The sequence below is a fragment of the Pseudooctadecabacter sp. genome, assembly GCF_020627745.1.
GTDB lineage: Bacteria > Pseudomonadota > Alphaproteobacteria > Rhodobacterales > Rhodobacteraceae > Octadecabacter.
In genome coordinates, this window is record NZ_JAHDGE010000017.1 from 21,070 (window position 1) to 43,275 (window position 22,206).

General features: G+C 61.0%; 21 protein-coding genes. 9 read left to right on the forward strand and 12 right to left on the reverse strand.

All coding sequences use genetic code 11. The annotated features are described in order from the left end of the window. Nucleotides 1-51 precede the first annotated feature (51 nt). Nucleotides 52-1,572, reverse strand: a complete 1,521-nt coding sequence (locus QZ653_RS08610) for a DUF2125 domain-containing protein (protein ID WP_296419531.1) — start codon at nt 1,570-1,572, stop codon at nt 52-54. Nucleotides 1,573-1,699: 127 nt separating this feature from the next. Between QZ653_RS08610 and QZ653_RS08615 the strand changes: the two genes are divergently transcribed. From QZ653_RS08615 to QZ653_RS08630, 4 genes are read left to right on the forward strand one after another with little or no spacing between them, the layout of a single operon-like run. Continuing rightward, entirely contained in the window at nt 1,700-2,449 is a 750-nt protein-coding gene (locus tag QZ653_RS08615) for an SDR family oxidoreductase (RefSeq protein ID WP_296419533.1), read from the forward strand. Further along, nucleotides 2,446-3,054, forward strand: a complete 609-nt coding sequence (locus tag QZ653_RS08620) for an enoyl-CoA hydratase/isomerase family protein (protein ID WP_296419535.1) — start codon at nt 2,446-2,448, stop codon at nt 3,052-3,054. The genes QZ653_RS08615 and QZ653_RS08620 overlap by 4 nt, the downstream gene beginning before the upstream one ends. Before the next feature lie 42 nt (nt 3,055-3,096). Next, complete coding sequence (locus QZ653_RS08625) at nt 3,097-4,407, forward strand: mechanosensitive ion channel family protein (RefSeq protein ID WP_296419537.1); 1,311 nt, start codon at nt 3,097-3,099, stop codon at nt 4,405-4,407. Beyond that, nucleotides 4,404-5,591 (forward strand): TIGR03862 family flavoprotein, encoded by a 1,188-nt coding sequence (locus QZ653_RS08630; protein ID WP_296419540.1) that lies wholly within the window; start codon nt 4,404-4,406, stop codon nt 5,589-5,591. Before QZ653_RS08625 ends, QZ653_RS08630 begins: the two co-directional genes overlap by 4 nt. On the opposite strand, the gene QZ653_RS08635 is transcribed toward QZ653_RS08630, so the two are convergent. The 4 genes from QZ653_RS08635 to QZ653_RS08650 form a co-directional block, all read right to left on the reverse strand. Then, nucleotides 5,579-6,583: an NAD-dependent epimerase/dehydratase family protein gene (locus tag QZ653_RS08635; protein WP_296419542.1), complete on the reverse strand. Its 1,005-nt coding sequence runs from the start codon at nt 6,581-6,583 to the stop codon at nt 5,579-5,581. The genes QZ653_RS08630 and QZ653_RS08635 overlap by 13 nt on opposite strands. Then, a complete protein-coding gene (locus QZ653_RS08640; RefSeq protein ID WP_296419545.1) occupies nt 6,583-7,917 on the reverse strand; it encodes a UDP-glucose dehydrogenase family protein in 1,335 nt (444 codons plus the stop codon). The genes QZ653_RS08635 and QZ653_RS08640 overlap by 1 nt, the downstream gene beginning before the upstream one ends. A 99-nt stretch (nt 7,918-8,016) precedes the next feature. Then, on the reverse strand, nt 8,017-8,622 hold the full coding sequence (locus QZ653_RS08645; protein ID WP_296419548.1) for a sugar transferase: 606 nt from the start codon (nt 8,620-8,622) through the stop codon (nt 8,017-8,019). Continuing rightward, nucleotides 8,619-9,479 carry an NAD-dependent epimerase/dehydratase family protein gene (locus QZ653_RS08650; RefSeq protein ID WP_296419550.1) on the reverse strand — a complete coding sequence of 287 codons (861 nt, stop codon included), beginning with the start codon at nt 9,477-9,479 and terminating at the stop codon, nt 8,619-8,621. Before QZ653_RS08650 ends, QZ653_RS08645 begins: the two co-directional genes overlap by 4 nt. Before the next feature lie 123 nt (nt 9,480-9,602). Between QZ653_RS08650 and QZ653_RS08655 the strand changes: the two genes are divergently transcribed. From QZ653_RS08655 to QZ653_RS08665, 3 genes are all read left to right on the forward strand, one after another. Next, the gene (locus QZ653_RS08655) at nt 9,603-11,738 is read left to right on the forward strand and encodes a YjbH domain-containing protein (protein ID WP_296419552.1); all 2,136 of its coding nucleotides are present in this window, start codon (nt 9,603-9,605) and stop codon (nt 11,736-11,738) included. Nucleotides 11,739-11,818: 80 nt separating this feature from the next. Next, on the forward strand, nt 11,819-12,394 hold the full coding sequence (locus QZ653_RS08660) for a YjbF family lipoprotein (protein ID WP_296419555.1): 576 nt from the start codon (nt 11,819-11,821) through the stop codon (nt 12,392-12,394). A 183-nt stretch (nt 12,395-12,577) separates the two neighbouring features. Further along, complete coding sequence (locus QZ653_RS08665) at nt 12,578-12,859, forward strand: hypothetical protein (protein WP_296419556.1); 282 nt, start codon at nt 12,578-12,580, stop codon at nt 12,857-12,859. Nucleotides 12,860-12,935: 76 nt separating this feature from the next. Here the strand turns inward: QZ653_RS08665 and holA are convergent, their stop codons facing one another. The 5 genes from holA to QZ653_RS08690 all read right to left on the reverse strand — a co-directional run bounded on the left by holA (nt 12,936) and on the right by QZ653_RS08690 (nt 18,774). After that, complete coding sequence (holA, locus tag QZ653_RS08670) at nt 12,936-13,964, reverse strand: DNA polymerase III subunit delta (RefSeq protein WP_296419557.1); 1,029 nt, start codon at nt 13,962-13,964, stop codon at nt 12,936-12,938. Further along, a complete protein-coding gene (lptE, locus tag QZ653_RS08675) occupies nt 13,961-14,452 on the reverse strand; it encodes an LPS assembly lipoprotein LptE (protein WP_296419559.1) in 492 nt (163 codons plus the stop codon). Before lptE ends, holA begins: the two co-directional genes overlap by 4 nt. Further along, nucleotides 14,439-17,006, reverse strand: a complete 2,568-nt coding sequence (gene leuS, locus QZ653_RS08680; RefSeq protein ID WP_296419561.1) for a leucine--tRNA ligase — start codon at nt 17,004-17,006, stop codon at nt 14,439-14,441. The genes lptE and leuS overlap by 14 nt, the downstream gene beginning before the upstream one ends. A 69-nt stretch (nt 17,007-17,075) precedes the next feature. Then, on the reverse strand, nt 17,076-17,528 hold the full coding sequence (locus QZ653_RS08685) for a DUF3576 domain-containing protein (RefSeq protein ID WP_296419592.1): 453 nt from the start codon (nt 17,526-17,528) through the stop codon (nt 17,076-17,078). 175 nt (nt 17,529-17,703) lie between these two features. After that, a complete protein-coding gene (locus QZ653_RS08690; protein ID WP_296419563.1) occupies nt 17,704-18,774 on the reverse strand; it encodes a porin in 1,071 nt (356 codons plus the stop codon). Between the two features lie 233 nt (nt 18,775-19,007). On the opposite strand from QZ653_RS08690, the gene QZ653_RS08695 reads away from it, so the two are divergent. Beyond that, complete coding sequence (locus QZ653_RS08695) at nt 19,008-19,667, forward strand: YggS family pyridoxal phosphate-dependent enzyme (protein WP_296419564.1); 660 nt, start codon at nt 19,008-19,010, stop codon at nt 19,665-19,667. On the opposite strand, the gene QZ653_RS08700 is transcribed toward QZ653_RS08695, so the two are convergent. After that, a complete protein-coding gene (locus QZ653_RS08700) occupies nt 19,664-20,158 on the reverse strand; it encodes a L,D-transpeptidase family protein (RefSeq protein ID WP_296419566.1) in 495 nt (164 codons plus the stop codon). The two genes, QZ653_RS08695 and QZ653_RS08700, sit on opposite strands and share 4 nt — an antisense overlap. A gap of 88 nt (nt 20,159-20,246) precedes the next feature. Here QZ653_RS08700 and QZ653_RS08705 point away from each other — a divergent pair, with 88 nt between their 5' ends. Continuing rightward, nucleotides 20,247-21,092 (forward strand): DMT family transporter, encoded by an 846-nt coding sequence (locus tag QZ653_RS08705; protein ID WP_296419569.1) that lies wholly within the window; start codon nt 20,247-20,249, stop codon nt 21,090-21,092. On the opposite strand, the gene ribA is transcribed toward QZ653_RS08705, so the two are convergent. Further along, nucleotides 21,089-22,168 carry a GTP cyclohydrolase II gene (gene ribA / locus QZ653_RS08710; protein ID WP_296419572.1) on the reverse strand — a complete coding sequence of 360 codons (1,080 nt, stop codon included), beginning with the start codon at nt 22,166-22,168 and terminating at the stop codon, nt 21,089-21,091. The two genes, QZ653_RS08705 and ribA, sit on opposite strands and share 4 nt — an antisense overlap. Nucleotides 22,169-22,206 lie beyond the last annotated feature (38 nt).

Here is a 22,206-nt window from a genome sequence, read left to right on the forward strand (position 1 = left end):
CTGGTCGCGCCCCGCTTGGCGGGACGCATTCTGGCACAACTTGGCCCTTACCTAGCGCAGGCGCTGCCCGTTGGCGAGGACATGGCCCTCGGAATTGACACCGAGCGTGGAGGTAAGCATGTCGTCGCCCACCGGCGTGGCAAACATGCCCAGCATCATGCGCGGCATCATCGCCTGATCCTGCGGGATCAGCCCCATTTCGATCAGATTGTCGATCAGGCCGTTGACGCCATTGATAGCAAGGTTCACTTCCCCTTCGGGGCGGGGGAACCCGTCGAATGTCTCGACGTCGGTGTTGTCAAAGGTGAAGGCCCCGTCGCCGGTGATTTCGGCCCCGGCGGCGCGCAGGGTCAGATCGGTGATCGTGACGGCGTTCAGTTCTCCGGGGACATCGGTGCCGGTCATGGCCTCTTGCTGGGCCGGATCAAGAAAGTCGAAGAAAGGCGTGATTTGCAGATCAAGCCCGAGGGCCAGGGTGATGGCATCGCGCGGCAGGGTCTGGGCGGGGTCAAACAGGTTCCAGATGCCGTCACTGACAGACAGATCGGTGAAATCGAATGCCAGACGGGCATCCCGTGGGCCACCGCTGCCCGCGCTCAGAGGTACAGCAAAATCGAAGCCGTATTTTGCCATTGTGACGTCAATCGGAAAGGGCAGTTCCTGAGGGGCGCTGACAGACACATCAATGCCCTGCGCCCCGCCGCTGTAGGAGGCGCCGTCGTAATCAAACCCGAAATCCATCCGACCGCCTTCGGTGACAGCCGTCCCCGACACGTTTTCGCCATCGGCCGCGATGTCGAAAACATATCGTACATCGCCAAAGGTATACCCGCCGGTCATGGCCAGACCGTCAATGAAGGGCGGAACATCGGCATCCATGTCCATATCGGGCGGGATCGCCACCGTCGCAGCCATGGCCAGTTCGGCCATATCCGCCGCCAGTGAGACAGAGTTGCTGCCACCCGTGTCGGCAAAATTCACATCAATATCCAGCGCGCCCAGATCGAAGCTGTAATCGACCTCGTTCACTTCGCCTTCGGTGATTGAATAGGTGCCGGCCATGTCGCGCATCACAAGGGCGGACTGGCCCAGTTCGACCTGTTGGGCTGCGGCACCTTCAAGACTGTCTGCCGTAAAGGAATAAAGGTCGGCACTGATGTCATACTGCATCGCGTCGGGTTCACCCGACACTTCAATATCCATGTTGGACTGTCGGACCGTCATGATCAGCGTTCCGGGTTCTTCAAACTCCGGCGTGAATTTCACGGTCATGGGATAGCTGTCGGGGATGCTGATGCTGACCGTGCCATCGCCATTCTCTGTCAGGGCGATATCGCCCAGATCTGCAAGAACCGTGACGTCGTCATCGGTCATTTCGATGCGCACGTCTGACACTGTCAGGGTGTCGCCTGACATTTCCTCACCGCCGGTGCTGAAGCCCTGACCGAAGGTTTCCATCTGCGTGGTCCAGCTGTCCCAGACCTGTTGGGCGGTGACATCGGCGGCGGCGGATGTGCCACACAGGATGGCAGCGATCAGAGGGGTGTGGCGAAGAAGCGGCAGACGGCGCATGGAATTTCCTTTGTCAAAAACTGTTGAAGACAGCTTTTCAACTCAGCCGCGAAGGGTCAAGGTCAGGAAAACGTGACAACGCGGTTGTATTCGCGTGGATATGTGCATTTTTTCAGGAGGCTGCGCGATGGATATGACAGAAAAGGTCGTTTTGATCACAGGGGCGAGCCGCGGGATCGGGGCGGCGACGGCGCGCGAATTTGTGGCCGCCGGGGCGAAGGTCGCGTTGGTCGCGCGGTCGGCAGATGCGATTGGGGCGTTGGCGGATGAATTGGGCGATGGGGCTATGGCAGTGCCGTGCGACGTCGCCGATTACCGGTCCGTGTCGGATGCGATTGCCAGAACCGAAGGCGCATTCGGACCACTGGATGTTCTGATCGGCAATGCCGGATTGCTGGACCCGATCAGCCATCTGGCAGAGGCCGATGTGGACGCCTGGGGCGCCACCATCGACGTGAACCTCAAGGGTGTGTTCAACGGCATGCGCGCGGCCATGCCGGGGATGATTGACCGTGGCGCAGGCACGATCATCACCGTGTCCTCAGGTGCGGCCCACGGCCCGGTCGAGGGTTGGTCCTCCTACTGTGCGTCCAAGGCGGGGGCCTATATGCTGACCCGCTGCGCCGACAAGGAAGCCCGCGACAAGGGCCTGCGCATCCTTGGCCTGTCCCCCGGCACCGTGGCGACAGATATGCAGCGCGACATCAAGGCGTCGGGCATCAATCCGGTCAGTCAGCTTGAGTGGTCCGACCACATCCCGCCCGAATGGCCCGCCAAGGCGCTGATGTGGATGTGCACCGCCGCCGCTGACAGCTTTCTGGGCGACGATGTGTCCTTGCGCGATGAGGACGTCCGCCGCGCTGTCGGCCTGATATGATTGAGGCGATCCCCGACACAGACCGCCTGACCTTGCGGATCAACCGGCCCGACAAGGCAAATGCCCTGACCGAGGCGATGTTGAACGATCTGGCCGGTCATGTTGAGGGTGCCACGTGCAAGGTGTTGATCCTGACCGGTGCGGGATCCGTGTTCAGCGCAGGCGCCGATCTGGACGACGTGCGCCATGGGACATTGGCGACCTCGCCCGCCTGGGAAAGGTTGTCGTCAGCCATCGCGGGGTTCGAAGGGCTGAGCGTCGCGGCACTCAACGGGTCCTGCGCGGGGGGGTCCATGGGTATGATGCTGGCCTGTGATCTGCGCGTCGCCGTTCCGTCGGCCAAAGTGTTTTACCCCGTCATCAAGATTGGTGTCTTGCCCCAACCGTCCGACCCCGCGCGGCTGAAAGAACTGGTGGGGCCCGCCGTGGCCAAACGCATCCTTCTGACGGGGGCCAAACTGACGGCATCCGAGGCACAGGCCGCCGGATTGATCGACGTGATCGCGCAGACGGGGCTGGAGGACGCTGTGGAGGCACTGATCGCGCCTACGCTTTCAGCTCCCTTGGACCAGATCAAAGGGATCAAGGCGTTGATTGCAGGCTAGGCCTCGTTTAACTGGCGGTAACGCGCTGGAGGGAACGGCTGCATGGAAAATATGCTCGAAACGGCAATGGGATACGGCATGACCGCCTATGAGGTCGCGCTGGCGTGGATCATCGACCCCGCAAATTGGGTGCAGTTTGCCCTGCTGGTGGGGTCCTATCTGGCTGCGGTGGTGATCACCCGAAAACTGAACCCCAAGCTGACCCAACTGCTGACCCCGACGCAGGGCAATGACTCCCTGTTGGCCAAAGTGCGCCGGTTTGTTCTGTTGTTCTTGCCCCTGCTGTTGCCATTATTGGCCTTCGGGCTGACAGCCATCGGGGAACAGGTCACGCGGTCGATCTTCGGATCGGGTGAGGTTATTGCCTTCGGCAAACGGGTTTTCCTGTTCCTGGCCGTGCGTGCCTTTGTGCGCGATATGCTGACCGATCCGATGCTCAAGGCGTTGGGCAAGACGGTGCTGGTGCCACTGGCCGCGATCTATGCATTGGGCTTTCTTGATCCGCTGCTGCTGTGGATGGAAACGACAATTATTCCGCTGGGGAACATGTCGTTTTCTTTGCTGGGTTTGCTGCGGTTTCTGGTGGTGGCGTCGATCATGTTCTGGCTGGGCCGCTGGTCCAACGACCAGTCTACCGCGATCATCGAAAAGCAGGAAATGCGCCCCGCGACGCGCCAGTTGGCGGCAAAAGCGGCTGAGATCGCGATCTTTGGCGCGGCCTTCCTTGTGGCGATGAACATCGCTGGTATCCCCCTGACGTCGCTTGCGGTGCTGACCGGTGCCTTGGGTGTCGGTATCGGTTTCGGCCTGCAAAAGATTGCGTCCAACTTCGTGTCCGGCGTGATCTTGCTGTTGGAAGGTCAGGCGACGGTCGGGGATTACGTTGAACTCGACGGGGGCGAGGCCGGTACGATTGTGCGCATGACGGCCCGCGCCGCAATCCTAGAAACCTATGACGGCAAATGGATCGTTGTCCCGAACGAGGATTTCATCGTCACACGGGTGGTCAATTATTCCGACAGCGGGTCTGCCAATCGGTATGATGTGTCGTTCTCGGTCAGCTATGACACCGACATAAACCGCATCCCTGATATCGTGGGGCCTGCGGTGGCGGCGTTGGATTTTGTGTTAGATCAGCCCGAAGAACCCGATGTGGAACTGGACGGGTTTGGCGATAGCGGCATCGACTTTGTCGTGGAATTCTGGGTCAACGGCATTGATGACGGCAAGAACAAATACCGCAGCCACGTGCGGTTTGCGATTTGGAATGCGTTAAAAGACGCAGGCATCGAAATCCCGTTCCCGCAACGTGTGGTCCACCTGAAGGGCGCGGCCCCCGCGCTGCCCGAGTGATTGACGCCCTGATCATTGGGGGTGGTCCGGCGGGCTTGATGGCCGCTGATGTCATTTCAGCGGCGGGGCACAGCGTCATCGTGGCCGACCGGATGCCCACCGTGGGACGCAAATTTCTGATGGCGGGAAAGTCCGGTTTGAACCTGACCAAAGACGAACCGGCGGATGCGTTTCAGACGTGGTATGGCACCGCCCAACCTGCGCTGGCCCCGACACTGACAGCCTTCGGGCCTGACGCGGTGCAGGACTGGGCCAAAGCACTTGGGCAAGAGGTCTTCACCGGATCAACGGGGCGCGTGTTTCCCAAAACAATGAAGGCGTCGCCTCTGTTGCGGGCGTGGATGAGGCAGTTGGCGGACCAAGATGTAGAGGTCCGGACCCGCTGGCGCTGGACCGGCTGGGATGGCCCCTCGGCGGTCTTTGATACACCGGATGGCGAAAAGCGGATCGTGGCGCGCGTCACCGTTCTGGCGCTGGGCGGGGCCAGTTGGGCGCGGCTGGGATCGGATGGCGTTTGGGCCGGCGTCATGCCGCAGGTGATGACGCCGTTTCAGCCTGCCAACGTCGGGTTTGAGGTGTCTTGGTCCCCGCATATGACCGCGCATTTCGGCGCTGCCGTCAAAGGGTGTCGTTTGACGGCCGGTGGGTTGGACAGCCGTGGGGAATTCATCGTCTCAAAACGCGGGATTGAAGGCGGCGGCATCTATGCCGTTTCAGCCGCCATGCGCGACGGTGCGCCGCTGATGCTGGACCTGCTGCCAGACATGACCCTGGACGACATACGCACGCGGCTGGCCTCCGGCAAAGCCAAGCAATCCTTGGCCAACGTCATGCGCAAGACGTTGAAACTGGACGGCGTGAAACGCGCGCTCTTCAATGAATTCGGGCGCGGGGCACAGGACATCGCCGCGACGCTAAAGGCGCTGCCCTTTCCGCCGCTGGCCCCTCGTCCCATGGATGAGGCGATTTCAACTGCGGGCGGTGTGCGCTTTGATGCACTGACTGATGACCTTGAGCTCCGCGACAGGGCCGGTGTGTTCTGCGCCGGTGAAATGCTTGATTGGGAGGCGCCGACGGGTGGCTATCTGATCACCGGCTGTCTGGCCACGGGTCGGCACGCGGGGCAGGCCGCGTTAACGCGGCTTCAAACGTCGCCCGCGCACCGGGCGCATCAAACATCGTAATAGTCGCGGTACCAGTCGACAAACGCCTGCACGCCGGTTTGCACGTCCGTTTTGGGGGCATAGCCCGTGAGGGTTTTTAGCAGTGTCCCGTCCGCCCAAGTGGCGGGCACATCGCCGGGCTGCATATCCATGAAATTCTTTTGTGCGGTCTGGCCCAGTGCTTTCTCAATCGCTTCGATAAAGGCCATAAGCTGCACGGGTTCGCCGTTGCCGATGTTGACGATGCGGTGGGGGGCCACGGGCGACAGGCTGTCGCCATCGGGCACCTCATCCAGCCGTTGGGGCACAGCGTCCAGCAGCAGGTGAATGCCGCGCACGAGGTCTTCGACATAGGTAAAATCGCGGCGCATGTCGCCGTGGTTGTAGACGTCGATCGCGTCCCCGTTCAACACGGCCTTGGTGAATTTGAACAGCGCCATGTCGGGCCGTCCCCAAGGGCCATAGACCGTGAAGAACCGGAACATGGTCGTGGGGATGTCGTAAAGATGGGCATAGCTGTGGGCCATGACCTCATTCGCCTTTTTGGTGGCCGCATAGAACGACATCTGCGTGTCGGCCTTGTCCGTCTCTGTGTAGGGCATCTGCGTGTTCGCCCCATAGGCGGAGGAGGTCGAGGCGAGCAGCAGGTGTTTCACCGGCGTGGCGCGCACGGCCTCAAGCAGGTTGAACGTGCCGATGATATTGGCATCAACGTAGGATCGCGGCGCATCGATGGAATAGCGCACGCCCGCTTGCCCGGCGAGGTGGATCACATAATCGGGGCGCACGTCGGCCACCAGATCGTGCAGGACGCCGTCCGCCTCAAGCCGGTCATTGACCGCACGAAAGCGCGCCGATTGCAGCAGATTGGCCTGACGCCGTTCTTTCAGGCGGACATCGTAGTAATCCGTCATGGCGTCGAAACCGACCACATCGAACCCCTGCGCCAGCAGCAGTTTGGACAGGTGATAACCAATAAATCCGGCTGAGCCGGTGATCAGCGCGGTGGGCATTATGCGCCCTCATCCATCGTTTCCAGCGGGGAGCGCCCGATGGAGATATAGGCCTGAAACCCCGCGCGTTTGGCGTCTTTGGTGGAATAGATATTGCGCAGATCGGCCATGCGCGCGGTCGCCATATGTTTGGCCATACGTTTCAGGTCGAGGCCGCGGAATTCGTTCCATTCGGTCAGGATCACCACAAGATCGGCGTTGCGTGCGGCCTTGTACGGATCATCCATCCATTTGACGCCAGGCAAAAGCGCCTCTCCCTCGTGCATCCCTTGCGGATCGACAGTGCGGACTTTGGCACCACCGCCCACCATGGCGGGAATAATCGTCAGGGCGGGGGCATCGCGCATGTCGTCGGTGTTGGGTTTGAAGGTCACGCCGAGGACAGCGATGGTTTTGCCGTTAAACGTGCCGTCGCACAGGTCCAGCAGCTTGTCGATCATGCGGCGTTTGACCTCTTCGTTCACCTTGATGACGGTCTCGGTGATCTGCATGGGCACGGCATGTTCCTGACCGATACGCGCCAAGGCTTTGGTATCTTTGGGGAAACACGACCCGCCATAGCCGGGGCCTGCGTGCAGGAACTTGTTGCCGATCCGCCCGTCAAGGCCCATGCCCTTGCTGACCTGCTTGATATCCGCGCCGGTGCGTTCGCACAGGGCAGCAATTTCGTTGATAAAGGTGATCTTGGTCGCCAGAAATGCGTTGGCGGCGTATTTGATCATCTCGGCGCTTTCCAGATCGGTGGTGACGATCGGAAAATCCCGCAAGAACAAGGGCCGGTACACGTCTGCCATGACCTGAGCGGCGCGGTCTGTCTGCACGCCCACGACCACGCGGTCCGGACGCATGAAGTCGTCAATCGCGGCCCCTTCGCGCAAAAATTCGGGGTTGGAGGCCACGTCGAAGTCAAGATCAGGGTTCGCCTTGCGCACGACCTGTTTGACCTGACGGTTGGTGCCCACAGGCACGGTCGATTTGGTGACGATGACAGTGTAATGGGTGGCGGCTTTGGCAATTTCCTCCGCTACGGCCATGACAAATGTCAGGTCCGCGTGCCCGTCGCCCCGGCGGGTGGGGGTGCCCACGGCGATGAACACGGCCTCGGCCCCGTCGATGGCGGTGGCCAGATCACGGGTGAACGTCAGGCGGCCGGCCTCAACGTTCTTGGCCATAAGGTCCTCAAGGCCGGGTTCAAAGATGGGGACCTGTCCGGCCTCCAGCATCTCGATCTTGGCAGGGTCCTTGTCAACGCAAACCACATCGTGCCCGAAATCGGAAAAACATACCCCCGACACAAGGCCCACATAGCCTGTTCCGATCACTGCAATTTTCATGGGCACGCCTCGTTCGTTTTGGCGCTGTCATAGCGCGGGACCGGTCCGGCGGACCAGCAAAATCGCGGATATGTCACAAGTCAGGCGCGTGTTGTGGTTTCACCGCCCCAACACGCGGGCAATGGTCTGCCACAGGATCACAATGTCAAAGCAGACCGAAGCATGACGTTGGTAGATCAAATCCAACGTCGCTTTGCGCGGGATGCAGCGGCGGGTGTAGATCGCCTCGGTTTCTGCGGCGGTGGTGGCACGGGCGATCAGGCGTTCTTCGTGGCGGTGAAAATGCAACGTCGCGAGGCCGGTGATACCGGGGCGGGACCGCAGGACACGAGCATAAAGTTCAGGAAAGGCATCGGTATACTGACGCAGGGGCGGGCGCGGGCCGACAATGCTCATGTCGCCGCGCAGCACATTGATGGCCTGTGGCAATTCATCCAGACGGAACCGGCGCAGCACGCGGCCTATGGGTGTGATCCTGCCGGATTTATCGCCGCCGGTGACGCCGCCGTTCTGGGCGGCATCCACATGGGTCATGGTGCGAAACTTGATCAGGTGAAACGGCTGCTGCGGCGTTTTCATTCGTTCGGCCACATAAAAGACAGGGCCGCGGTCGTGATGACGGATCAATAGGGCGATAACCAGCATAACAGGGGCGGACAGCATAAGGATCAGCGCGGCGCACAGGATGTCAAACAGACGTTTCACGGGCTGATGTCCTCTTGCACCTGGCGCGCCATATGCGTGGCATAGTCGGAGGCCGACGGAAGGTCGACCAGCGCCCGAAGCGCTTGGATGGACAGGATCACGCGCTTGGGCACGCTGTCCGGGGCGGGCGCGTCCTGCCAGACAAGATCCGGTAAAACATGGGTCTTATAGGCGGTCATGACATGGTCGAGGGGGACAGGATCAGGAGCCGCGACATTGACGGTGCGGATCGCGGCGGGCGGCTGTGGGGCGAGGGCGGCCACCACATCGAACAGATCGCGCGGCCCGATGTAGGAGCGCACCGGCGCTGTTCCGTCGGCAAACCGGTGCAGGTCCATCGCAGCACCCGCAGCGATGCGGCGGCGGGCGATGGTGGTGAGCGCGTCGGACCCGGCCACATTGCCGATCCGCAGAATTGTGATGGCAGGGCTGCCAGCCACCCCAGCCGCCGCCTGCGCCAGCGCCTCCATCCTGACCTTGCTGTCGGCATAAGGGGTCAGCGGGGAAAGGGGAGCCTCTTCGGTGATCGGGGCCGTACCGGCATTGCCGTAAACCGCAGCGGAAGAGGCAAGGATGACGTGTGCCACACCATGGGCCTTTGCGAGGGTCAGGATGCGGTCTGTGGCGTCTATATTGGCCTGTTGTAAAGCGTCTTCATCAGGTCCGGCATAGCCGATCATGTTGATGATGGTTCCGTTTTCGGGAAAGACAGCCTCAGCTGGCTTGTCCTGTAAAGACCATATGACATCCGCACCCGCCCTGCGCCCCTGACCCGTCCAATCCAGTCCGGCACGACGGGCATGACGGTGCAGAACCCCGCCCAGCTGGCCCTGTGCGCCTAGGATCACTGTTTGCATTGCTTTGGGGTCCCCGAATGGTCTGGTTTTGAATTATGGCATTTGTCCACCACATGGAAACAAGTTTCCGGCCCTGACAAAATAAGGTTGCGAAAGGCGGCGGGACAGTGGCAGACCTTTTGCATGTCTGCTTTTACAAAATCCTTCGCCCTGACACATCTGGCTGCTTGTGTCGTCCTTGCCTCTCCGGCGGTGGCGGATGATGACTGGCGCGCGACCTATTCGCTGTTCGGCACGCCGGGGATCATCGACATGCCAACCGCCGTGGCCCCGAAAGACGGCGAGATTTCGGCCACCATCGGGGGGTTCGGCACGACGCAGCGGGCGACGTTCTCTTTCCAGCTTTTGCCGCGTTTGTCGGGCAATTTCCGCTACAGCTACATCGACACGTTCGACCGCAGCTTCGATGCGCAATACCAGCTGGCCTATGAAGGGGACATCCGCCCTGCCATTGCCATCGGCCTGCGCGATTTTCTGGGGACGGGGCGTTACAGCAGCGAATATATCGTTGCGACCAAGACCATCGGGTCCGATCTGCGCGTGACCGGCGGCATCGGCTGGGGGCGTCTTGGATCGGTCGGCGGGTTCACCAACCCGCTTGGCGTGATCGACGCAGGCTTTGAAACCCGCCCTGACGACAGCGTCAGCACCGGCGGGACGATTTTGTCAGGTCAGTTCTTTCGCGGTGATGCGGCCTTTTTCGGGGGCGTCGAATGGCGTGTAAACGATGAATGGACGCTTTTGGCGGAATATTCGTCTGATGCCTACACTCGCGAGGAACGCCTGATCGGGTTCGAGCGGACGTCGCCGCTGAACTTCGGCGTGACATGGGAGCCTGATGACTGGGTCCAGTTGGGCGGATACTATGCCTACGGCAACCAGATCGGATTGTCGGCGACCTTTGTCATTGATCCAACGGAACCGGCCACCGACAGCGGCTTTGGCCCCGCGCCTTTGCCTGTTGCTGTGCGCGGCGAGAACGTGATTGCCGCTGCATCCTGGGCCACACCGTCCGAGCAGGCGACAGGCGTCGATATTCTGGGTCAGGTTCTGGCCACGGACGGGTTTCGCCTGCTGGGGGCCGAGGTTCAGGGCACATCCCTACGTGTGCGTTATGAGAACTCGAAATTCCGCGCCGAATCCCAAGCGATCGGGCGGGTGGCCCGCATCCTGACGCAGGCCGCGCCCCAAAACATCGACACCTTCGTGCTGGAGCCGTCACGGCGCGGCATCGCCCTGTCTTCCGTGACCCTCAGCCGCGGCGATCTGGAACGTCTGGAAAACACAGCCGGCGCATCAGACCGTATTTATGAGCGCGCGCTGTTTGCGGACGCCGCCGGACCCGACCCCGCCATCACCTACGAGACTGAAAACGCAGCCTTTCTATGGGGCGTCTATCCCTATCTGGAACTGTCGCTTTTTGATGGGGAACAGCCCGTGCGCGGCGACGTGGGCATCGAGGCGACGTTCCAGTATGAATTGCGGCCCAACATCGTGGCTGCGGGCACTTTCCGGCAGCGGATCGGGGGCAACCGCGATGAAATCGGGTCCATCGGGGTCTCGACCCTGCCCGACATCCGCCGGTCCGGCCTGCGCTATGGCGCCGAAAGCGGCAACGGAATCGAAAACCTTTTTGTTGCTTGGTACGGCCGCCCCGGACGTGACCTGTATAGCCGTGTGTCGGTGGGGTATCTTGAACGCAACTTCGGCGGTATTTCCACTGAGGTGCTCTGGAAGCCGACGACAAGCCGCCTCGCCCTCGGGGCAGAGCTTAACTACGTCGCGCAGCGTGATTTTGATCTTGGCTTCGGGTTCCGGCCCAGTTGCCTGAATTCCGATTGTACGGACACGAGTGACGACATCTATGATGTGCTGAGCGGTCACGTGTCGGCGTATTACGATTTCGAAAACGGGTTTCAGGCGCAAGTCGATGTCGGGCGGTATCTGGCCGGAGACTGGGGCGCGACCTTTGCGCTGGATCGCGAATTCGACAACGGTTGGAAAGTGGGGGCGTATTTCACCCTCACGGATGTTCCGTTCGAAGATTTTGGCGAAGGATCTTTCGACAAAGGCATCCGTCTGGAAATTCCGCTGGATTGGGCCCTGGGGACACCGACCCGCGACACCAGTTCCGCAAATCTGCAATCGCTTGCACGCGATGGCGGGGCGCGGTTGTCAGTGGATGGACGGCTGTACAACATCGTCCGCGACGGTCATCCGTCACAAATGCAGGATAATTGGGGGCGGTTTTGGCGTTGATTTCGAGACTTCTGTGCGCCGGCGTCCTGTCCGGCCTTGCTGCATGCGGGCCGTTGGGCCAGGGTGCGACATCGTCCACTTTGAAAACGGTTGCGGAATCGATCCTGAGTGGCGAAGCGGCAGCAAACGCGCAGCCCGCCCCGCAGCCCGCTCTCACCCGCGCCGCGATCGAGGCCGCGGATGCGGACCTGTTGCTGGTCAGCCTTGTGTCGCGCGGTTCGGTTGATCTGTTGTCGCCGGTTTCCACCCGACCAGGTGCGGTCACATGGATCAGTTCGGACGGGGTATCGGTCAGCCTGCGCGACGGGATGGTGGTGGCCACCCGCGCTTCCGGCTTTGATCTGATGGGGGCGGATACCGATGCGGCCCGCCGGTCCCTGACGACAGGGGGCGGAAGCCACAGCCGACGGTATGATGTTCTGACCGGACTGGACCAGATCGAAACGGATACGTACCAATGCGACATGGCCTTCGACAAAGCCGAGACGATCACCATTGTCGAACGGGATTTCGCCACGCGCAAATTCAGGGAAACCTGTGAAAACGACCGTGTGAACTTTACGAATCTCTATTGGGTCACGTCCAACGGCCAGATCGTACAAACCCGGCAGTTCGTCTCGATCGGGCTTGGATACCTCGTTTATCAGCGCCTTTAGCAAAGAATCGCCGATCAATTAGGCAATTTGGCAGTGACATGGTCCGTATTTGACCTATTTCAGCCGAAAATCGCACTCGATCGTCAAAAAACTCGTGCGTTTGCCGTAAGGGCATTCTATATCGAAGGTAGCGCTAAGACGTGCGCGGCGTTGCCGTGTGCTAAATACTGATCAGGAGTTATTATGCTTTACAAATCGCTTATCACAGCAACCGCAATCGTTGCTATGTCGTCCACTGCATTCGCAGGCGACCTGTCCCCAGCCGGCACTGACGATGATGAAATCCTCATCATCCCAACAGCTGCTCCTGCTGGTTCCAGCGCAGGTTCCCTCGGCGGCGGCCTTCTGGGTTCCGCAGGCGGCGCAGTCGTTCCAGCTCTGCTGGGTGCTGCTCTTCTTGCTGCTGCTCTGGCAGCCAGTGGCTCCACTGAAGGCGAAACCGACGGTGGCAGCGACCTGCGTTAATCGACGCATGCTCGTACGAGTTTAGATTTTCGAAAGGCGGGCCCTATGGTCCGCCTTTTGCTTTTCGGGTGTCGGGCTATCCGCGTCTGCGACCCAGCATTGCGAGGCGGATGAACATACGTTCGACCAGTGCCCGATCCGGCGCCGTGTTTGCAGACCGCAGGGTCAGATCCGTCTCGGTGATGGCGCCAAGGGCTTCTTCCAGATTAGGGCGTCCCCAGTTACTTGCTTGCCGGACCATACGGTCACGGCGGGGCCCAAAAATAGGCGGCTTCAGGCGGCCAATGCCCGCCGCTGCGCCACCAGGATCAGACGCCGCCGTGTGCAGTTGCCGAAAGTGGCGCATTGCCGCGATGCACAGCGCCACGGGTTGGGTGCCTTGCGCATAAAGACGCGACAGAATCGGGCCGATGTCCGAGGCGTTCAGATCGGCCACGACATTTAGAAGATCGTCCAGACCGGCCTCATTGGACTGAGGCGCGCAGGCTTCGACGTCTTCGACCGTCGCTTCCGTGTCATCGCCCAACTTATAAAGACCCAGCTTCTCAATCGTCTGGCGCAGATCGCCCGGTGCCATTTCGCGGGCATATGCGCTGATCAGGTCCATGGCGTCCCGGCTCACATTGGCGACACCGGCATCGCGCAGATGGCCTTCGATTTCATCGCGGCTGGGTGGGTCATCATAGACGCCAGCCGCATAGGCGCGGGGGTGGGCTTCAAACAGCTTGCGCAATGACGACCGCGCGTTGAGCTGCCCTGCCGTCACCACAATCTGCGCGTCGCCTTCCGCCCAGTCTGCCAAGGCGGGCGTGATCGCCTTGGCCACGCTGTCGCCTGCTTCTTCCACAAAGGCCACGCGGGGACCGGGGAAGAAGCCTTGCGCCTTGATCGCATCCCCCAACATCGCGGGGTCCTTGCGCAATTCCGCGCCGGTCATCCGGGTCAGGCGCATTTCTTCTTCGCCATTGGGACCGACAAGGGCCTTGATCACCTCTTGTCGCTTCAGGGCCACCCGCATGGCGTCACCGCCGTAAATCAGAATACCCGCACCGTTCGGATCAGGTTTGCGAAAATAGGCTGTGGCGTCGCGGGCGGAAAGTTTCATGCGCCGCCCGTGGCCTCGACAATCAGGTCGGTGACGATCAGATCGGCCAGTGCAATCGCCAGCCTGTCGCGGGCATCGTCCTGCGCCTCTTGCGACGCGACGGTGGTGCCAAAGGCGCTGTACGCGGTGAAGGTTTCTGCCGTGCCCGTGGCCAGCGGCGTGTCGCTGCCGTCTTCGGTCAACGTCCAAGTGGCTTTACCCGGCAGGTTGAACCGGTTGATATCTTGGGAGGAGCTGATGACCACCGGCACCTCTTCGATGTCCAGTTCGACCACCAGCAAATAGTCTCCCCGTTCAACACGGCCAAGACGATCCTCCAGCCGCGTGCGCAGGCGGAACCCTTCGGGCGTGTTCGGCGCGCGATACGCAATGCGCCCCCGCAGGGACCGGCCGGTGGCTGTGGGGCCATAGACCGGCGTAAACCCGCAACCGGCCACTGGGGCTGTTGCGAACAACGCGAGGATTTGGCGACGGTTAAACGACAACATTCACGATCCGGCCCGGGACAACGATGACCTTTTTGGGCGTGCCACCCTCCAAGGCCTTGACGACAGCGTCGTCTGCCAAAGCCAGTTTTTCAACCTCATCCTTGGGCATGTCCTTTGGAACGGCGATTTCCGACCGACGTTTGCCGTTGATCTGGATAGGTAAGGTCACGGTATCTTCGACCAACATCGCCTCATCCGCGACAGGCCATGGCGCATTGGCAATCAGGCCCTCGCCGCCAAACATGGCCCAGATGTCTTCGGCCAAATGCGGTGTCATGGGGGCCATCAGCTGGGCAAGCGTTTTGATGGCCATGGTCTTGGCCTGCGTGCCAGCCCTGGATTTCTGAATGGCGGCTGTAAAGCCATAGAGTTTCGCGATCGACGCGTTGAAACCAAAGGATTCCACGCCACTGGTCACGTCCTGAATGGCCTTGTGCATGTCGCGCAACAGGGCCTCATCCGCGTCATTTTCGGCGTCGTCACTGGCGGCGATATCCGTGGCGATGCGGTGCACACGGCTGAGGTGTTTGAACGCTGCCTCAGCACCCGAGGCTGTCCATTCCACGTCCCGTTCGGGGGGGCTGTCGGACAGCACAAACCACCGCGCGGTGTCCGCGCCGTATTGTTCGATGATCGCCACAGGGTCCACAACGTTGTTCTTGGACTTGGACATTTTGGCGGAGGGCACGATGGTGACTTCGGTGCCGTCTTTCAAAAAGCCCGATCCATCGCGCAGATCAACCTCTTCGGGGTAATGATAGACCGGGCGGCCATCCTTGCCGTCGGTCTTGTAGATCGCGTGGGTCACCATGCCTTGGGTGAACAGGGCATCGAACGGTTCAATGGCGGAGGCCGGCAGGTGGCCGGTTTTGTGCATCGCACGGGCAAAGAACCGTGAATACAGCAAGTGCAGGATCGCGTGTTCAATGCCGCCGATGTATTGATCGACGTTCATCCAGTATTCGGCGTCGGCCATATCTGTGGGTGTTGATGCATGGGGCGCCGTGAAACGGGCGAAGTACCAGCTGCTGTCTACGAAAGTGTCCATCGTGTCCGTTTCCCGTTGGGCGGGTTTGCCACAAGCGGGGCAGGGCACATCACGCCAAGTGGGGTGACGGTCCAGCGGGTTGCCGGGAATGTCAAAGCTGACATCGTATGGCAGCTCAACAGGCAGGTTTTCTTTCTTTTCAGGCACCACACCACAGTCGTCACAATGCACCACAGGAATGGGCGCGCCCCAATACCGCTGGCGGCTCAAACCCCAATCCCGCAGACGGAATTTGGTCACACCTTGACCCACGCCATTGGCCTCACAGAAATCGACGGCAGCGTTGATGGCGTCCGCGCCCGACTGGGCCTCTGCCCCGGCGAAGCCCGCGACGTAATGGACAACGGCCTCCTTTGAAGGAACGTAGGCCGGGCCACCGTCTTCGGGCGTAATGAAGGTGTCCTCGCCCATGGCGGGCACATAGACAGATTTGACCGGCAGATCGTACTTACGTGCAAAATCCAGGTCGCGTTGATCATGGGCGGGGCAGCCGAAGATCGCGCCTGTGCCATAATCCATCATGATGAAATTGGCGATATAGACGGGCAGTTCCCATGAGGTATCAAACGGGTGCCGCACGCGCAGACCGGTGTCAAAGCCCAGCTTTTCGGCTTTTTCCAACGCCTCAGCCGTTGTGCCACCCTTGCGGCATTCGGCGCAGAAGGCGGCGATGTCGGGGTTGTCGGCCTCAAGCTCTTTCGCCAGCGGATGATCGGGGGAGATGCCCACAAAGGACGCCCCCATCAGCGTATCCGGACGGGTGGTATAAACCTCAACACGGTCATGCGCGCCGGCGTTTTCGACCATGGAGAACGCAAATTGCAGACCGCGGGATTTGCCGATCCAGTTTTCCTGCATCAGGCGCACCTTGGCGGGCCAGTCGTCCAGCCCGTCCAAAGCCTCCAGCAAATCATCGGCCATGTCGGAGATTTTGAAGAACCACTGGGTCAGGTCCTTGCGTTCGACCTCAGCACCGGACCGCCAGCCCTTGCCGTCGATGACCTGTTCGTTGGCCAGCACGGTCATGTCGACAGGGTCCCAGTTCACGGTGGCGTTCTTGCGATCAATCAGGCCCGCATCCAGCATGTCGATGAACAGCGCCTGCTGTTGGCCGTAATATTCAGGGTCACAGGTCGCGAACATGCGCGACCAGTCAATGCCAAGGCCCAGCGGCTTCATCTGCTCGACCATCGTGTCAATGTTGTTGTACGTCCAGTCCTTGGGGTGTCCGCCCGATGCCATGGCCGCGTTTTCGGCGGGCATGCCGAAGGCGTCAAATCCCATGGGATGCAGCACGTTGTGGCCTGTCGACAGCTTATAGCGCGCGATGACATCGCCCATGGTGTAGTTGCGCACGTGGCCGATGTGAATGCGGCCCGAGGGGTAGGGGAACATCTCAAGTACGTAATACTTCGGCTTGGACGTATCGCGCACGGCCTTGAAGGTTTCGGCCTTGTCCCAGGCGGCTTGCCACTTGGCTTCGATCTCTGACGGGGTGTAGGGCATGTGGGGTCTTTCAAAAGCAAACGCCGGGTGCAGGACCCGGCGTGGAAAACTGGTTGGGTCGGCGTCTGTTTACAGCGCACCATCCGCGATGCGCAACTGGCGCGCGCGGCTTAGGATCGCGTCTTCGATGGCGCGGGTGGTTTCGGCGGCGGCGGGGCCGTTGCGGGTCAGCAAAGCCACGTTGAGGGACCGTGCGTCCAGTGCCGGATCGGAAATTGCCACCGTGGCGCGATAGGCGCGGCTGCCGCCTGGGGGCGTGCCGTAGCCCATGACGATGACACCGGTGAACGGGTCCACGGATTCGACGGGCAAAAAGCTGAGAACATCGAGGGATGCCGCCCAGAGGTAGCGGTTGACGGCCACGCTTTCGGCGCCGCGGGTGCGGATGGCCTGCGTCGTGGCATCTGCGGACCGGTTCCCACCGAAGCCCAGGCTGCCAATCGACCCCAGCGGGTTGCTGCCCAGACTGCCATTGCCACCGCAGGCGGCGAGAGCAGCAAGCAGACCCAACCCGAAGGTCATGCGACGAAGAGAATTAAGTGCGGTCACGTGGCGGCCTTTCGCGTCTTGTCTCAGACAAATGTGTAGCGAAGGGGGCAGTGTGTCACAAGTGTGAAGGACCACCCCGGCCATGCAGGCAAAGAAAAAGGGCGGCTCCAGCAGGAACCGCCCTCTATTAGATGCTCTTCAGGTTCGATTAGAACTCGAAGGACAGCTCAACAGTTGTGCCGACCTGGTAGTCGTTGGCACCGATGTCGTCGTCGCCGTCTGCTTCGTCGCCGTCGCCGTCTTCAGCGAAGGAAACCTGCAGGGATGCGCCGGAACCGAGGTCATACTCACCACCAACGTAGTAGTCTTCACCAGCGTCAACAACACCAGCGTAAACTGTCAGGCCGGAACCCACGTCGTAGGAACCTTCGATACCCCAGTCAGACTCTTCGTCTGTGGAAACGGTCACAGCGATTGGGCCATCTTCGTAGGAAACAGCCAGATCCCAGTCGTCGTCCTGGTCGGAGTTGGTTGCGTAGCCAGCGTCAACAGTCACAGGACCGAAGGGGTAGGATACGGAAACACCGATGGAGTCGTCGCCTTCGGATTCAGCGTATGCAAGACGAACGTCTGCGCCGCCGAAGGATGTGCCAACGGAGATACCGAAGACTTCATCATTGTTGAAGTCGCCGTTTGCAGCGTTGAAGTCATCGCTAGCAGCTTCCTGATAGGCCATGACAACGTTGAAGTTGCCGAAGTCGCCGGACACACCAACAGACAGCTGGTCCAGATCGTCTGTACCACGGTTGCCGTCGGCGTCAGCCAGAACGTAGGAAACCTGTGCTTCGACGCCACCGAAGGTGACTTCGCCGCGCAGGGCTTCTTCGCCGTCAGCTTCGGAGAAGTCGTCGTTGGCCATTGGACCAGCAGCAACCCAGACGTTCTGAGCAGCGAAGTTGGTGTCGCCGTAGTACAGACCAGCGTTTTCGGAGGTCAGGGACAGTTCGTAGTCTGCGCCGTCGGCTGTGCCGGAGGCCAGGTCTTCGAAGTCGATGGAAGCAGCAGCTGTCAGGCCGTTGTCCAGCTCAGCTGCGAAACCGATTGTGACTTCCAGATCGGAGTAGAAGCCCGCTACGGAGTCGTCGCCGTCGCTGTCGATGTCAGTGTCGTTGAAGCCCAGGTCAGCGGAACCGGAGAAGGTTACGCCTGTGTGGCCTTCAGCAGCAGCGGCGCCAGCAAAAGCGACGATCGCAGCAGAAGAAAGAAGGATGCGTTTCATGTTAAATTCCTCGTGTTTGCATTCTCGAGAATGCCAGTTTCCCTAGCATTGGCACTGTCTTTGCGGCCAAATGGCGGGACACTCAAGAAAATTGCCCCCTGAATTTCGACCTGCGGTCAAAATGATGCAGTCCTGCCACACAATGTTTTCGGGCCTGGATCGGATGACAGGGCGGGGGTAACGGCCTATGTCAGGGTGAAACAAAAAACACATCGCCATTTCAGGAGGTTGCCATGTCACTGGATGATATCACCGCAAGGATCGCAGCGGCTGAGGCCAAGGCCGGACGTCCGGCGGGCAGCGTAACCTTGATCGCGGTGTCCAAGGTGCAGCCTGACACACGGGTGCAGGCGGTTCTTGAACAGGGCCATCGGTCTTTTGGGGAGAATCGCGTTCAGGAGGCCGCAGGTAAGTGGCCCGCCTTCCGTGAGGATTATGACGGCGTTGACCTGCATCTGATCGGACCGTTGCAGACAAACAAGGCGCGGCAGGCGATGGAACTGGCGCAGTCCATCCACACGCTGGACAGACCCAAACTGGCCAAGACACTGGCGCGTCTCGCGCAGGAGGTCGGGACCTGCCCGGACCTTTTCATTCAGGTCAACACTGGGGAGGAGCCGCAAAAGGCAGGCGTTCTGCCTGCAGATGCAGATGCCTTTGTGGCAGAGGCGCAGGCGTTGGACCTGCCGGTCAGGGGCCTGATGTGCATCCCGCCCGTCGAAGAAGAGCCGTCGTTGCACTTTGCCCTTCTGGCCAAGATTGCCGCACGCAATGGACTGACAGGGCTGTCCATGGGCATGTCCGGCGATTTTGAACGCGCGATTGCACTGGGCGCGACCCATGTGCGGGTGGGATCAGCCATCTTTGGCGAACGGACGGCTGCTGACGGCTAAAGCACGACCAACCGCGTCTCGTGACGGATGCGCGGTGCGATCCATGCCAGATCGCGGGGATGCAGCCCGATGCAGCCTTCGGTGGGATGTCCCGGTTTGCGCCAGCGGTGAATGAAAATGGCGGATCCGCGTCCCTTGACGGCATAGGGCCAGTTCCAGTCTGTCAGAATCACCAGATCATATAGCGGGTCGGCGCGACGCAGCCGTTCGTGGCTGTACGGGTAGGGCGCACGCACCATCATGTTGTAGTCTTCGTGGGTCGGATCGTCAGACCACAGGTCCCCGGTGTGAATGGGCAGCGCCCAGTCGGCAGGTTGCGCCATCCTGTCGGGCCGGTAGAGCATCCCCACCAAACGGTGCGTACCGCGCGGCGTGGCCCCGTCGCCTTCGCGTTTGCGGTTGCTGATGCCGCCTTTTCCGACAGACCGGGGAAAACTGCGCCCCATAAACCGCAGGGCTGTAGGGGTGACAACAAGATCGGTGGCTTTCATGCAGGCAGATGATCAAAAGGCAAGCAGTGTTGCAAGGCATTGTGGCCATGACCCCTGCACCCTAGGCTGACCGGCGAGAGGAGCGCCCATGCCAACCATCGTTATCGTCACCACCCTGTTGGCCGCTGTGCTGCACGCCAGTTGGAACGCGCTTGCCAAGGGGGCCGCGGACAAACACCTCAGCATGGCGGGGGTGATTCTGGGGCATGTGCCCTTCGCCGTGCTGGGGCTGTTGTTTGTGCCGATGCCGGATTTGGCCTGTTGGCCGTATCTGATGGGCAGTCTGGTGATGCACTTTGGCTATCAGGTGTTTTTGCTGAACGCCTACCGTATCGGGGATTTGACACAGGTGTATCCGGTGGCGCGGGGGATCGCGCCGATGATTGTCGCGGCGGTGTCGGTGACGATCCTCGGTGTGACCTTGGGCTGGATGGAAGTCGCGGCGATTGCCTTGATCGCCACGGGGTTGCTGTCGCTGGGTCTGGTGCGGGGGCAGGCAGGCACGCGCAACCCCAAGGCTGCGATGCTGGCCGCTGTGACCGGCTGCTTTATTGCGGGGTATTCACTGATTGACGGGCTGGGCGCACGGGTCGCGGGAACGGCTGTCGGGTTTTACGGCTGGTCGGCCATCGGCAATGCGCTGGTCTTTGCTGTGTTTCTGCGGTTGCGCCATCCCGGCGTCATCGGGCGGCTGTGGTCTGAGGGACGGTTCGTGCTGATTTGGGGCGGGCTTGCGTCCTATTGCGCCTATGCGCTTGTCGTCTGGGGGTTCATGCAGGCGCCCATCGCGCTGGTGACAGCCTTGAGGGAGACGTCGATTGTGTTCGCGCTCTTCATCGGGGTGGTCTTCATGAAGGAACGGCTGGACCTGATGAAGATCGCAGCGACCTTTGCCACGATCACGGGCGCCATTCTGTTGCGATTTGCCCGCTAAAGGATGTGGCCCGACTTGGCGGCCTTCGTCGCCAGATAGTCCGCGTTGTGCGGATTTTCCCCGACCGTCAGGGGCACACGTTCCGTCACCGTCAACCCGCAGCTTTCCAGCTTGGCGACCTTGGCGGGGTTGTTCGTCAAAAGGCGAACTTGGGCAAACCCCAGTTTGCGCAGAATGTCGGCCCCGATGCGGAAATCCCGTTCGTCGTCGTCAAAACCCAGACGGTGGTTCGCCTCGACCGTGTCGAATCCCTGATCCTGCAGGGCATAGGCGCGCATTTTGTTGGCCAGACCGATGCCGCGCCCTTCCTGGTTAAGGTAGAGGAGGACGCCAGCCCCCTCAGCCCCCATCTGCCCCATGGCCCCGCGCAACTGCGGGCCGCAATCGCATTTCAGGCTGCCCAGAAGGTCGCCCGTAAAACAGGCAGAATGAAGCCGCGCCAGCACGGGCCGGGCGCGGTCCGGCGTGCCGATTTCCACGGCATAATGTTCTTCGGCCCCGTCATCGGGGCGGAAGATGTGCAAACGGCCTGCCTCCGACACCGCCAGCGGCAGGCGCGCATGGATCACCGGCGACAGGGGAGACAGATCGGTGCTGAGCACCGCGCTTGCGTCCAGTCGTGTCAAATCATGCGCTGCCGCAAAGCCTGCGCCATCTTCCAAAGGGGCCACGAGGCAGGCAGGCAGGATCCGCGCGGCTTTCGCCAGCGCGACCCCCGCCCTGTGCACGGTGGCCGGTCCGTCGCGATGGGTTTTGAAAGGGCCTTTCATCGGGTGCGCCATGTCTTCGGCGGGGTCCGCCATAGCGCGCACCCAAGCCAGATCGGCGTCCACGGGCAGGGCAATACGGGCCAGATCACCGTCGTAGGCGGCAATTTTCAGGGTCGCTGCGCGATGATCCGTCAAGGCAAGGACGGGATGTAAGGCGCGGACGTCGCCAAGCCGATCCGCCGTCAATGTCTCTACCGCCAGCACGAGCCCCGCCGCATCTCCGTCACAAATCACCACCGGCACGCCCATGCGCAAATCTGCGCGGGCGCGGGCGAGGCGTTCGGTTGTGTCGGGGGCGAGTGACATAATTGACCTGTGTTAACCGCGTCTTGGTAGCCGTTTTC